General features: G+C 65.1%; 11 protein-coding genes and 3 pseudogenes. 8 read left to right on the plus strand and 6 right to left on the minus strand.

The genetic code is table 11. The annotated features are described in order from the left end of the window. Positions 1-53 precede the first annotated feature (53 nt). On the plus strand, positions 54-938 hold the full coding sequence (locus tag G8O24_RS06295) for an aldose 1-epimerase family protein (RefSeq protein ID WP_188097562.1): 885 nt from the start codon (positions 54-56) through the stop codon (positions 936-938). A gap of 37 nt (positions 939-975) precedes the next feature. Here G8O24_RS06295 and G8O24_RS06300 read toward each other — a convergent pair whose 3' ends face one another. Beyond that, complete coding sequence (locus tag G8O24_RS06300; protein WP_188097564.1) at positions 976-2,133, minus strand: acyltransferase family protein; 1,158 nt, start codon at positions 2,131-2,133, stop codon at positions 976-978. Positions 2,134-2,423: 290 nt separating this feature from the next. Here G8O24_RS06300 and G8O24_RS06305 point away from each other — a divergent pair, with 290 nt between their 5' ends. After that, a complete protein-coding gene (locus G8O24_RS06305) occupies positions 2,424-3,239 on the plus strand; it encodes a winged helix-turn-helix domain-containing protein (protein WP_188097566.1) in 816 nt (271 codons plus the stop codon). A gap of 300 nt (positions 3,240-3,539) precedes the next feature. Here the strand turns inward: G8O24_RS06305 and G8O24_RS06310 are convergent, their stop codons facing one another. Together G8O24_RS06310 and G8O24_RS06315 are read right to left on the minus strand one after the other, a co-directional pair. Continuing rightward, positions 3,540-4,106, minus strand: coding sequence for a hypothetical protein (locus G8O24_RS06310; protein ID WP_438503264.1), 567 nt, complete (start codon positions 4,104-4,106; stop codon positions 3,540-3,542). Positions 4,107-4,193: 87 nt separating this feature from the next. Continuing rightward, the gene (locus G8O24_RS06315) at positions 4,194-4,553 is read right to left on the minus strand and encodes a c-type cytochrome (RefSeq protein ID WP_244645761.1); all 360 of its coding nucleotides are present in this window, start codon (positions 4,551-4,553) and stop codon (positions 4,194-4,196) included. 322 nt (positions 4,554-4,875) lie between these two features. Here G8O24_RS06315 and pgm point away from each other — a divergent pair, with 322 nt between their 5' ends. The 4 genes and pseudogenes from pgm to G8O24_RS06335 all read left to right on the plus strand — a co-directional run bounded on the left by pgm (position 4,876) and on the right by G8O24_RS06335 (position 9,528). Continuing rightward, entirely contained in the window at positions 4,876-6,522 is a 1,647-nt protein-coding gene (pgm, locus tag G8O24_RS06320) for a phosphoglucomutase (alpha-D-glucose-1,6-bisphosphate-dependent) (protein WP_188097570.1), read from the plus strand. A gap of 204 nt (positions 6,523-6,726) precedes the next feature. Next, the gene (locus G8O24_RS06325; RefSeq protein ID WP_188097572.1) at positions 6,727-7,776 is read left to right on the plus strand and encodes an aromatic ring-hydroxylating dioxygenase subunit alpha; all 1,050 of its coding nucleotides are present in this window, start codon (positions 6,727-6,729) and stop codon (positions 7,774-7,776) included. A gap of 5 nt (positions 7,777-7,781) precedes the next feature. Then, positions 7,782-8,537, plus strand: a complete 756-nt coding sequence (locus tag G8O24_RS06330) for a GntR family transcriptional regulator (protein ID WP_311972274.1) — start codon at positions 7,782-7,784, stop codon at positions 8,535-8,537. A 10-nt stretch (positions 8,538-8,547) separates the two neighbouring features. Next, positions 8,548-9,528: pseudogene (locus G8O24_RS06335) on the plus strand (PDR/VanB family oxidoreductase). 73 nt (positions 9,529-9,601) lie between these two features. Here G8O24_RS06335 and G8O24_RS06340 read toward each other — a convergent pair. Continuing rightward, positions 9,602-9,964, minus strand: a complete 363-nt coding sequence (locus tag G8O24_RS06340) for a nuclear transport factor 2 family protein (protein WP_188097574.1) — start codon at positions 9,962-9,964, stop codon at positions 9,602-9,604. A gap of 346 nt (positions 9,965-10,310) precedes the next feature. Between G8O24_RS06340 and G8O24_RS06345 the strand changes: the two genes are divergently transcribed. Continuing rightward, the gene (locus G8O24_RS06345; RefSeq protein WP_188097576.1) at positions 10,311-10,901 is read left to right on the plus strand and encodes a TetR/AcrR family transcriptional regulator; all 591 of its coding nucleotides are present in this window, start codon (positions 10,311-10,313) and stop codon (positions 10,899-10,901) included. A 54-nt stretch (positions 10,902-10,955) separates the two neighbouring features. Continuing rightward, positions 10,956-11,327, plus strand: a pseudogene (locus G8O24_RS06350) (GMC family oxidoreductase); the annotation flags it as partial. Here G8O24_RS06350 and G8O24_RS06355 read toward each other — a convergent pair. Beyond that, positions 11,297-11,936: pseudogene (locus tag G8O24_RS06355) on the minus strand (GMC family oxidoreductase); the annotation flags it as partial. The pseudogenes G8O24_RS06350 and G8O24_RS06355 sit on opposite strands and share 31 nt — an antisense overlap. Before the next feature lie 54 nt (positions 11,937-11,990). Next, a complete protein-coding gene (locus tag G8O24_RS06360) occupies positions 11,991-12,581 on the minus strand; it encodes a TetR/AcrR family transcriptional regulator (protein WP_188097578.1) in 591 nt (196 codons plus the stop codon). Positions 12,582-12,649: the final 68 nt, after the last annotated feature.

Below are 12,649 nucleotides of genomic sequence, written 5' to 3' on the forward strand. Positions count from 1 at the left end.
GATGAGGCCACAGCCTTCGGGCCGTGAGCCGTGTTGCCGCTATGGAGACTGTCATGACCGACGACACGCACACGATTCGCAGTGACGGGCTCACCGCCACCATCAAGGCGCACGGCGCTGAGATGTGTTCGCTGAGGGATCGCGGCGGCACCGAATTCATCTGGCAGGCCGGGCCGGCCTGGCCGCGCCACGCGCCGCTCCTGTTTCCGATTGTCGGACGCCTCGCCAATGACGAGTTCAGGCACCGCGGCAAGATCTACCGGGTGACGCAGCACGGCTTTGCGCGCGACAGCCGCTTTGCGTGGGTGGCGCGCAGCGAAAGCAGCTGCAGCCTGGTGCTGGAGGACAGCGAAGCAACACGCACGCTTTATCCGTTCGCATTCCGTCTCACAGCCACCTATGCGATCGACGATGCCGGTCTCGATCTTTCGCTCGCGGTCGTCAATACCGGGGGCGAGACATTGCCGGTGTCGCTGGGCGGTCATCCCGCTTTCAACTGGCCGCTTCAGGCTGGCGTGCCGAAGGAGAGCTACGCGCTGACGTTCACGAACGAGGAGCCGTCTCCGATTCGCCGGGTCGAGGGCGGATTGCTGCTTGCGGAAACGGATCCGAGCCCCGTTCGAGGCAAATTACTTCCGTTGTCGGAATCGCTGTTCAGCAACGACGCCGTCATCCTCGATCCCGTCAACAGCCGTGCGGTTCGCTATGCCGCCAGGAATGACGCCGGGCCTTGGCTCGAGATGTCATGGCGTGGCTTTCGTGAGCTCGGGGTCTGGTCGAAACCCTCAGGCGCGCCGTTCCTCTGCATCGAGCCCTGGCGCGGCTATGCCCGTCCGGCGGGCTTTGCGGGCGTGTTCAGCGACAAGCCGGGCTTGATGCACATTGCGCCCGGTGCAGAGGAGCAGATGTCGTTCCGGATCGAGGTGGGAACGTCCTGAGGAAGCATGATTTTCAGAACTCGATTCGCGTGAACCCTCAGCGCAGGCCTGTCGCGGTTGCGGCCACCGTCGGTTGGACGGTCGGGCGCACCGATCCGGACGATGTCAGGCGATGCGCCAGATCTTGGGCGTGCCGTTCGACCAGATGCCAGGTGGCGCGCGCGACCAGGTAGCTCAGCGCGGCGGTGACGACATAGGCGAGCAGCAGCGAGGCCAGCCCATCGGCGAACGGCCATACGTGACGCAGACCGTAGATCACCGCGAAATGCGACAGATACATCGAATAGGAATTGCGGCCGAGCGCCTCGATCGGCTGCAAGCGGAGCGCAAGACGGATGCACCAGAACACGAATGCGCCGAGCACGAGATTGATCACGAGGTAGTTGAACTCGTGTGACCCGGTCGCGCGGTTGGCCACGAACGACAGGGCGAAGAAGCAGGCCAGGATCGCGGCATCCAACTTCGCCAGGCCGTCGCGCAGCGCGAAGAACAGTGCGCAGCCGACGAGGAACACCGGCAGCTGGTTCAGGAAGCTCAGGTGCAGGGCGTTCCAGACAAAGGCCTCGTGCCCGGGCCCGTAATAGGCCGAGAACAGCGCGAAGGCCCACGGCTTGAACAGGCAGACATTGGCCAGATGCAGCACGATTGCCAGCGCCAGATCGCGCAGCCGGCGCGATCCGAATGCGGTGATCACGAGCGGGAAGACGAGATAGAACATCATCTCGGCGGCGATCGACCAGTCGCCGGGCACGACGCTGTTGATGCTGTCGGGCCAGAAGCCGTGCAGGAATGTCGCGGTCAGGATGACCTGGTGCGGCCCGATGCCATCAGGCGCATTGGTGCTCGGTCCCGTGCCGTTGACGACCAGGTAGAGGGGGATCGCAAGCCAGAACAGCGGCGCGATGCGCAGGAAGCGGCGGATGTAGAATTTGCGCGTCGGCTTGGCCTCGCTGCGCTGCGTCCACATCAGGCACATCGTCATCGCGCTGACGAAGTAGAATACGTTGACGCCGGCCCAGCCCCACAGAAAGGCGTAATCGACGGCGGCTATGTTTGAGGGAAAAGACTGTGAAACGTGAATCGCCATCACGCCGATGATGGCGAGACCGCGCAGGAAGTCGAGGCTGTGCGAACGACCGAACGGCGTTGCGCCTGTATCGGTCCGGCCGGCAGCCAACCGGGCCTGCCCCTGCATCACGCCGCTCCTGGATCTTGCGTTCTGTAGCGCTTGCGATGCGAAACCATAGAGGCGCGGCCGGCCAAACCGAAGCGGAAGCCTTTCTTTACGTTAACCAGCGGTTGAATCCGAATTCGGACGGGGTTGTGGTGAGCCGGCGCACCTCTCGCCGTTTCAGCAGGAAGCGTGCGCGGAATGAGAAGTGTGGGGCAATTCATAGTTAATACTTCAATACCGTGACTTATATTGTTTGGGCGGGACAACACGCCTAGTATTCCAGTGGGCGATTTCGGGGACTAGAATAAGTCGTGAATGTTCGTTCACAGGACAGCGCATCACGCGACGACTTGAACTTTCAAGCCGGGGCACAGGCGCACAGGACATCCAACATCGTGGCTGAATCCGCGCTTCGGGAATTGCGGCCCGTCGGGCGCGAGCGGTTGATCGTCGTCGAAGACGATCCCGTGACGCGAACGATGCTGGTCGGTTACTTCAGCGAGAACAATTTCGACGTGGTCGGCGCCGGCACCTGTGCGGAATGCCGCCAGGCGCTGCGGGCGCGCACCGATCTCGTCTTTCTCGATGTGCAATTGCCGGACGGCGACGGCTTCGAGCTCGCCAAGGAGATCCAGGCGACGAGCAATGCGGGCATCATCTTCGTGACCCGCCGCGACACCGACGTCGATCGCATCCTGGGTCTCGAGATTGCCGGCGACCATTACGTCACCAAGCCGATCAATCTGCGCGATCTGTTGGCGCGCGCGCGCAGCGTGCTGCGGCGGCGCTCGATCGATCGCAAGGCCGCGCGCAACCACAATTCGATCGCCTTCGGCGACTGGATTATCGACCTGACGCGGCGCGAGCTGCTCGGCGGTGACGGCAAGCCGGTGGCGCTGACGCGCGCCGAGTTCGACCTGCTCGCCGCTCTCGTCGGTGCGGACGGGCGGCCGCTCAGCCGCGATTATCTGATCGAGGTCGTCAGCAACCGCCAGGCCGAGGTCGACATCCGCACCGTCGATGCACTGGTGGCGCGGCTGCGCCGCAAGCTGGTCGGCAGCGGCACGCCCGTCATCGCCACCGTCACTGGCGTCGGCTACAAGCTCGCGCTCAGCGAACGTCTCTAGAGCTACCGGTCAGTCGCTGACCGGCAGCGTTGATTCAACCGTTGAACCCGACGACGAGCCGGATGGCGATGAAGGTCGACGTGGCCACGGCGGCCGTCGCGAAGATCGCAAACAGAACTCTCAAACTATTGTGCATGGTCTCTATTCGAGGTTACGCAGAAAAAGACTGTTGGTCCAATTGCGGCACTTGCTCCCAAAAAGGGGAGTATCCGTAATTTTCCATCGGCGATGACCGGCTCGTCCAGGGTAAAGCCGGGGGCGGAAGCGACGTGCCTTCGTCGCTGCGGTTGAGCGCCGCGTCTATCGTGCGCGCGAAACGTGGTCCGCGGCTGCCTTCTGGGCGCCGCTGACGAGCTGGTCGTCAACCGCGTAGGGCGTACATGTCGGCGACCATTTCATGCAAGCCGCGAGCGAGTCGCGCCGGGCATCGTCGGTTGTCGCGCGCCCCGAACGCCAGCCGTAGCCGCCGTTGGATCGCTGCGCGCAGGTCGGCAACCGCAACGGCCGTGGCCGGCAGGTCGGCCGCGCTGGCGCAGCCGCCGACGCTGTCGGCGCGCCCGCCGGGAGAGGTGCCGTAGCCGCGCCGCATCCGCGCCGGGCATATTCCAGCGCAATGCCGTAATATTTATGCGCCGACATCGTCGCGCGATCATCGAAGCTGCGTGGCGAGCCGGGGCTGAGCAGCGCGAGCGGATAGCGCTTGGTTCCGGCCGGGCGGACCAGAAACGCCTCCAGCCCCTGCGGTCCGGCCGCCGCCATCGGGATGCGCAGATCCTCGGTGTAGAACCGGGTCGCATTGGCGCGAATCGTCGTCGCCGCGACGGCGAGCAGGATGAGCACGGGCAGACGCCAGCGCGCCAAGTCCATGGTTGGATGATTCTCCGTGGTCGCGCGGATCATAACAGAACCGCATGCCCCCGGCGAACGGGCGTCATGCGGGCGAGTCTCAGCCGTTCATTTCAGCCTCTCAAGATAGGCGATGACGTTGGCCCGGTCTGCGGGATTCGGCAGCCCCTTGAAGAACATCTTGACGCCGTGGACGTCGCCGCGGGGGTCGGCGAGGTAGGCATCCAGCGCGGCCACCGTCCAAGGCTGCTTGTTGGCCTTCATTGCTTCGGAATAGGCAAAGTCGGGAACGGCGGCGGGCTTGCGGTCGAGGACATTCCACAGGCTCGGGCCGACCTTGTTCACGCCGATCACCACGGCGTGGCAGTTCTCGCAGGTTCGCTCGAAGAGGGCCTTGCCGGCGGCCGGATCGCCATCTGCGGCGGAGGCTGGCGGCGTGGCCAAGGACGACGCGGCCAGGGCCAGCATGAGCGCGAAGATCGAACGTCCAGTCATGTTGGGTCCACTCCACCGGCAAATCCCGGCTTTCCTTGATCAAGCGGAGCGTGCCCCACGCGGCGCGGCAGCGTCTTTGTCCTGTATCAAGCGAAATCCAGGACCAAAGTACGAGGGAACGCTATGCGTCATCGCCATGGATCGTCCGGTGCCGGATCGGCGTTGTCGGTTGATCGCGGGCCAGAACTGGCATCGCGCCGCCCGGCAAGCGGCTTGGCCAAACGGTTTGGCCAAACGGTTTGGCGATGTGCCGGCCGATGATATGGTGTGGCGTCTGAAGGCACGGAGAGGTGAAGTGGCAGAAGTCGATCCCGCGGCGGGTAAGCCGGTTGCGCCGAGCGCGCTTGCCAATGTTCCAAGGCTGGTGACGGCCTATTTCGCGGGCAAGCCCGACGCATCGGACCCGGCGCAGCGGGTGGCGTTCGGAACGTCGGGCCATCGCGGCACCTCGCTCAAGAACAGCTTCAACGAGGGCCACATCCTCGCGACCACGCAGGCCATCTGCGACTATCGGACAGAGAAGGGTCTGACCGGTCCGCTCTTCATCGGCATCGACACCCACGCGCTGGCCGAGCCGGCGCTTGCCAGTGCCGTGGAGGTGTTCGCGGCGAACGGCGTCGAGGTCATGATCGACAAGGACGGCGGCTACACGCCGACGCCGGTGATCTCGCATGCGATCCTGACCTACAACAAGGGCCGCGGTAGCGGCCTTGCGGACGGCGTCGTCGTCACGCCCTCGCACAATCCCCCGGAGGACGGCGGCTACAAATACAATCCGCCGCATGGCGGCCCGGCCGATACGGACGCGACCTCCGTCATCGAGAAGCGCGCAAACGCCTATCTCGCCGAGGCACTCAAAGGCGTGAAGCGCATCGACTACGCCAAGGCGAAGAAATCGGCCAACGTCCACGCCTACGACTACATCACCCCTTACGTCGCCGATCTCGGCCATGTCGTCGACCTCGATCTGGTCAAATCCGCCGGCATCAATATCGGCATCGATCCGCTCGGCGGCGCCGCCGTGCACTACTGGCATCCGATCATCGCGCGCTACGGCCTCAAGGCCACCGTCGTGAACGAGGCGATCGACCCGACCTTCCGCTTCATGACGGTGGATTGGGACGGCAAGATCCGCATGGACTGCTCCTCGCCTTATGCGATGGCGAGCCTGATCGCGATGCGCGACCGATTCGACGTCGCCTTCGCCAACGACACCGACGCCGATCGCCACGGCATCGTCACGCGCACCGGCGGATTGATGAATCCGAACCATTATCTGGCGACCGCGATTTCGTACCTGTTCGCGCACCGGCCGAACTGGGGCAAGGATGCCGCCATCGGCAAGACCGTGGTGTCGAGCTCGATCATCGACCGCGTCGCCAAGAAGCTCGGCCGCAAGCTGGTGGAGACCCCGGTCGGCTTCAAATGGTTCGTGGATGGTCTGGTGAGCGGCAGCTTCGGCTTCGGCGGCGAGGAGAGTGCGGGCGCCTCGTTCCTGCGCCGCGATGGCACGGTGTGGACCACCGACAAGGACGGCATCATCCGCGCCCTGCTCGGGGCCGAGATCGTGGCCGGGACCGGCCGCGATCCGAGCCAGCTCTTTGGTGATCTCGCCGCCGAGCTCGGCGTGCCGCATTACGCGCGCATCGATGTCGCCGCGACCGGGCCGCAGAAGAACATCTTGAAATCCGTCACGCCCGAGCAACTCGGCCTGAAAGACCTCGCCGGCGATCCGGTTCGCGCGACGCTGAGCAAGGCGCCGGGCAACGGCCAGCCGTTCGGCGGCATCAAGGTCGAGACCGATTTCGGCTGGTTCGCCGCGCGGCCGTCCGGCACCGAGGACGTGTACAAGATCTACGCGGAGAGCTTCCGCAGCACCGAGCATCTGAAGCGGATTCAGGACGAAGCCCAGGCGGGGCTGAAGAAGGTGTTCGGGGCGTAAGGGCCGACGCCACCGCTCTCTTAACTCCCCCCTGGAGGGCCCCCGCCCCAGGGGGGGTAGACACGTTCGCGGCGTGATCCTTGACCTGATGTGTATACAATAATTCGATTGAAGGTATTTAGTTAAGCCAATTTCGGCCTTGAACGATCTGTGTGTCCCCGCTATTGTATACATAACGAATACAACATGTCTGGGAGATCGCCGGTGACCAAACCCTTCCCCATGAATGCCTGGTACGCCGCCGCCTGGGATGCCGAGGTGAAGCCGGCGCTGCTGCCGCGGACGATCTGCGGCAAGCACGTCGTGATGTATCGCAAGGCCGATGGCTCGGTGGCCGCGCTCGAGGATGCCTGCTGGCACCGCCTGGTGCCGCTCTCCAAGGGCCGGCTCGAAGGCGACACCGTCGTCTGCGGCTATCCCGGCCTTAAGTCCAATGCGCAGGGCCGCTGCACCTTCATGCCCTCGCCGGAGCCCATCAACCCGTCGGCCTGCGTCCGCGCCTCTCCGGTCGTCGAGCGCCATCGTTCCATCTGGCTCTGGATGGGCGACCACGCGCTGGCCGATCCCGCGCTCGTCCCCGACATGCACTGGAATCACGATCCGGCCTGGGCCGGCGACGGCAAGACCATTCGCGTCAATTGCGACTACCGCCTCGTGCTCGACAATCTCATGGACCTCACCCACGAGACCTTCGTGCACGGCTCCTCGATCGGCAACGACGCGGTGGCGGAAGCGCCGTTCGACGTCACCCATGGCGAGAAGACGGTGACGGTGACGCGCTGGATGCGCAACATCGAGCCGCCGCCGTTCTGGGCGAAACAACTCGGCAAGCCCGGCCCCGTCGATCGCTGGCAGATCATCCGCTTCGAGGCGCCGTGCACCATCGCCATCGATGTCGGCGTCGCGCCAACAGGCACCGGCGCGCCGGAAGGCGACCGCTCGCAGGGCGTCAACGGCTTCGTGCTCAACACCATCACGCCGGAGACCGAGAAGACCTGCCACTATTTCTGGGCCTTCGTCCGCAACTATCAGATCGGCGAGCAGCGCATCACCACCGAGCTTCGCGAGGGCGTCTCCGGTATCTTCCGCGAGGACGAGCTGATCCTCGAAGCGCAGCAGCGCGCGATGGACGAGAACCCGGATCGCATCTTCTACAACCTCAACATCGACGCCGGCGCGATGTGGATGCGCAAGCTGATCGACCGCATGGTGGCGAAGGAAAGCGGACCGCTGCATCTGCAGGCCGCGGAGTAGGGCAAGTGAAAGCAGTGCCCGAGGTCGACCGCTCCGTCTCGCAGACCGTGAAGGCGCAGCTCGCGCTGCGCGACCAGATCCTGGCGGGCTCCTTGCGGCCGGGCGAGCGCATCTCCGAGCTCCAGGCGGTGGAAACCACGGGTGCCTCGCGCACGCCGGTGCGGATGGCGCTGGTGCGGCTGGAGGAGGAGGGGCTGCTCGAGGCCATTCCCTCCGGCGGCTTCATGGTGAAGGCGTTCTCGGAGCGTGACATCTCCGATTCCATCGAGCTGCGCGGCACGCTGGAAGGCCTTGCCGCGCGCTTTGCCGCCGAGCGCGGCGTCTCCGCGCGCGAGCTCGAGCCGCTGAAGGAGTGCCTCGCCGCGATCGACGAGCTGCTGCGCCAGGTGCCGATCTCGATCGAGGCGTTCTCGTCCTACGTCACGCTGAATGCGCGTTTCCACGCGCTGCTCACCGAGCTGTCGCGCAGCCCGCCCTTGATCCGGCAGATCGACCGCGCCTCGGCGCTGCCGTTCGCATCCCCAAGCGGGTTCGTGATGGCGCAGTCGGCATTGCCCGAGGCGCAGCAGATCCTGATCATCGGTCAGGAGCACCACCGCGTCGTGATCGACGCCATCGAGAACCGCGAAGGCGCGCGCGCCGAGGCGATCATGCGCGAGCATGCGCGCCTTGCCGTGCGCAATTTGCGGCTGGCGCTGCGCAACCGCACCCATCTCGATCTCCTGCCGGCGCTTGCGCTGATCAAGACCGCAACCGATTGAGGGCAATGCCATGCGCTTCATCGAAACCTGGATTCCCGCAACGCTGGTCTCGACCCGCGATCTGTCGCCCGGCATCCGCGAATTCGTGATCCGGCCGGATCAGTTCGACGTTACAGCCTATCCGGTCGGCAGCCACATCAATGTCAGCGTCACCATCGACGGCCTGCCCGAAACGCGGTCCTATTCGCTGGTCGGCGAGGCGTCTTCGCGCGGTTTCAAGATCGCGGTGCGCCGCGCCGAAGATTCTCGCGGCGGCTCGCGCTACATGTGGCAGCTGGCGCCGGGCGCACGGCTCGACATCACCCGGCCGGCTTCGCTCGTGGCCGTCGACTGGGAGCGTGAAAACTACTGCCTGATCGCCGGCGGCATCGGCATCGCCCCTATCCGCGGCGCTGCGCAGGCTCTTGCGCGGCGAGCCGCAAATGTCCCGCTTCATTAAGCCGTGCGCTCGCTAGCGGATGCCGCGTATCTCGATGACCTCGCAAGCCTGCTGGGCGATCGGCTGCTCGTCCATGCCAGCGACGAGGGCAAGCGGCTCGACCTCGACGCGCTGTTCGCCTCACTGCCGAAGGGCACGCTGACGCTGTTCTGCGGCCCGATGCGGATGCTCGATGCCGCTCGTCACGCCTGGATCGGCGCCGGCCATCCGCTCGCCGATCTTCGCTACGAGACCTTCGGCTCCAGCGGCACGCTGCCGACCGAAGCATTTCGCGTCCGCCTGAAGGACAGCGATGTCGAGCTCGAAATCCCGCGCGAGCGCTCGATGCTCGACGTCCTCAACGCCAGCGGCTTCGAGGTGATACCCGACTGCAAGCGCGGCGAAGGCGGCCTCTGCGCCATCGACGTCGTCGCCCTCGACGGCGAGATCGATCATCGCGACGTCTTCTTCAGCGATCACCAGAAGAGCAGCAACGCCAAGATCTGCGCCTGCGTGTCGCGCGCGCGCGGGACCATCACGGTGGACACGCTGCTGCGGGCGGATGCGGTTTGAGGCTTAGCGTATTCTGTCAACACCAATGCTCTCTCCGTTCCCTCCCTCCCGTTGGGCAGGGGGCGGGGAGGGGTCACCCCAGCTGCTTCGGGTCGTAATAGAACCGTTCTTCGATCAGCTGATCGCCGCGCCAGGTCTGCCAGGCGATTTCATCCAGCGTATGCGTGACGCCTTCGGCGTTGGTGAAGCTGAAGCTCCAGCGTGTGGCGACGTGATCGCCTTCGATCAGGCTCGGCCCGACGCGGACGGCCTTGACCTCTCGGAACGCAGCCAGCACGCCACGCTCTTTGGCTGCCAGTCTATCTCGGCCGACAACCGGGGCGTCGTTGTTTTCGTAAGTCGCGGCGTCGGGCGCATAGAAGTGCTCGATCGCTTCGACGAAGTCCCCGGCCTCCAGACGCTGCGCAAACGCTTCCACGATCTCACGGCCCGGCATGACGCACCTCTCCAAAAACAGACTGTTGGTCGGTAAATACCGACTGATAGTCGAAAAGTCAACTGGCGTCCGGGCGCGAATTCGATTAGAGCCAAAGGAGTGAAACACAGCTGGCGCTCCGACGAAGGTGTGTTCCCTCCCCCCTTGTGGGGGAAGGATAGGGAGAGGGGTAGCCCAGCAAAGAGTGCCAATTGTCGAAGATGCACCGAGCGAATGCACGGCCGATAGAATCCCCGTGTGGCACCCCCCTCCCTGACCCGCAAGGGGGGAGGGAACGGAGAGAGTGAGAGTGCCGCTTGGGGTCGAGCTCGCTTCGACTTCAGCCTATCACTCTCGAGTAGACGGCGTGGCCAAACAATCAGAGCGGCGCGCAGCAACAACCGAGGCAAGCCTGACGGCGGCGCGGCGGCTGTTCGGGGCGCAAGGGTTGGCCGCCACCACCATGGACGAGATCGCGGAAGCCGCGGGCGTCGCCAAGGGCGCGGTCTATCACCACTTCAAGACCAAGGAGGCGGTGTTCGAAGCGGTGTTCGATGCGGTCTCGCGCGACCTCGTCACGGAAATCGACCGCGCCGCACGAACCGAAAAGGACGTGCTGGCCGCGATGGTCGCCGGCACCCAGCATTATTTTGCCGCGACGGCCAAAGGCCCGACCGGCCGGATCATTCTGCGCGATGGGCCGGCCGTGCTCGGCTGGGAACGCTGGCGCGAGATCGACGCCAGGCATTTCGGCGGCAAGATGCCGCGCGCGCTGTCGGCGGCGATGGAGGCCGGCCTCATCGCAAAGCAGCCGGTCGAGCCGCTGGCACGGCTGCTGCTCGGCGCGGCCACCGAGGCCGCGGTCGCCTGCGCCGGCCGCGCCGATCTCGCAAAAGCGGGCGCGGAATATGCCCGTGCGTTCAGGTCGCTGGTCGAGGCGCTGCGTCTTCGCGCATGATTGTGCTAGTCACGGAACTGGAAACGCCCACGCCAACAAGAAGAACAGTAGCGCATGAATGCAACTTCGTCCCTCACGCCGTCGGATCCCGAATTCGACTACATCATCGTCGGCGCCGGCTCGGCCGGCTGCGTGCTCGCCAACCGTCTCTCCGCGAACGGCAAGCACAGCGTGCTGCTGCTTGAGGCCGGCCCCAAGGATTCCAACATCTGGATTCACGTGCCGCTCGGCTACGGCAGGCTGTTCAAGGAGAAGACGGTCAACTGGATGTACCAGACCGAGCCGGAGCCCGAGTTGAAGGGACGGCAAGTATTCCAGCCGCGCGGCAAGACGCTGGGCGGATCGAGCTCGATCAACGGCCTGCTCTATGTCCGCGGCCAGCATGAGGACTACGATCGCTGGCGCCAGCTCGGCAACACCGGCTGGGGCTATGACGACGTGCTGCCCTATTTCAAGAAGGCCGAGAACCAGTCGCGTGGCGCCGTTGAAATCCGGATTATAGGGCAGGCCGGTCTCGACCGCGGCGTCGATGAACGCCTTCGACAGCGGGTCGGTCACGATCATGTTGGACACCGGCAGCGGACCTCCCGCACCGTGATACTGATCGGCGCCACGCGACTGGTTCTCGGCCTTCTTGAAATAGGGCAGCACGTCGTCATAGCCCCAGCCGGTGTTGCCGAGCTGGCGCCAGCGATCGTAGTCCTCATGCTGGCCGCGGACATAGAGCAGGCCGTTGATCGAGCTCGATCCGCCCAGCGTCTTGCCGCGCGGCTGGAATACTTGCCGTCCCTTCAACTCGGGCTCCGGCTCGGTCTGGTACATCCAGTTGACCGTCTTCTCCTTGAACAGCTTGCCGTAGCCGAGCGGCACGTGAATCCAGATGTTGGAATCCTTGGGGCCGGCCTCCAGCAGCAGCACGCTGTGCTTGCCGTTCGCGGAGAGACGGTTGGCGAGCACGCAGCCGGCCGAGCCGGCGCCGACGATGATGTAGTCGAATTCGGGATCCGACGGCGTGAGGGACGAAGTTGCATTCATGCGCTACTGTTCTTCTTGTTGGCGTGGGCGTTTCCAGTTCCGTGACTAGCACAATCATGCGCGAAGACGCAGCGCCTCGACCAGCGACCTGAACGCACGGGCATATTCCGCGCCCGCTTTTGCGAGATCGGCGCGGCCGGCGCAGGCGACCGCGGCCTCGGTGGCCGCGCCGAGCAGCAGCCGTGCCAGCGGCTCGACCGGCTGCTTTGCGATGAGGCCGGCCTCCATCGCCGCCGACAGCGCGCGCGGCATCTTGCCGCCGAAATGCCTGGCGTCGATCTCGCGCCAGCGTTCCCAGCCGAGCACGGCCGGCCCATCGCGCAGAATGATCCGGCCGGTCGGGCCTTTGGCCGTCGCGGCAAAATAATGCTGGGTGCCGGCGACCATCGCGGCCAGCACGTCCTTTTCGGTTCGTGCGGCGCGGTCGATTTCCGTGACGAGGTCGCGCGAGACCGCATCGAACACCGCTTCGAACACCGCCTCCTTGGTCTTGAAGTGGTGATAGACCGCGCCCTTGGCGACGCCCGCGGCTCCCGCGATCCCGTCCATGGGCGTGGCGGCACACCCTTGCGTCCCGCACAGCCTCCCCGCCGGCGTCAGGATTGCCGCGGCTGTTGCTGCGCGCCGCTCTGAGTGTGTGGACACGCCGGCTCCTCGAGATTGATAGGCTGAAGTCGAAGCGAGCGCGACCCCAAGCGGCACTCTCTCCGTTC

The organism is Bradyrhizobium campsiandrae, from assembly GCF_014529705.1.
Taxonomy (GTDB): Bacteria; Pseudomonadota; Alphaproteobacteria; order Rhizobiales; family Xanthobacteraceae; genus Bradyrhizobium; species Bradyrhizobium campsiandrae.

Excerpts from the sequence above, each read along its gene's own strand:
- G8O24_RS06295 (WP_188097562.1), top strand. The coding sequence starts at position 54 with ATGACCGACGACACGCACACGATTCGCAGTGACGGGCTCACCGCCACC.
- G8O24_RS06300 (WP_188097564.1), bottom strand. The coding sequence starts at position 2,133 with ATGCAGGGGCAGGCCCGGTTGGCTGCCGGCCGGACCGATACAGGCGCA.
- G8O24_RS06310 (WP_438503264.1), bottom strand. The coding sequence starts at position 4,106 with ATGGACTTGGCGCGCTGGCGTCTGCCCGTGCTCATCCTGCTCGCCGTC.
- G8O24_RS06315 (WP_244645761.1), bottom strand. The coding sequence starts at position 4,553 with ATGCTGGCCCTGGCCGCGTCGTCCTTGGCCACGCCGCCAGCCTCCGCC.
- G8O24_RS06340 (WP_188097574.1), bottom strand. The coding sequence starts at position 9,964 with ATGCCGGGCCGTGAGATCGTGGAAGCGTTTGCGCAGCGTCTGGAGGCC.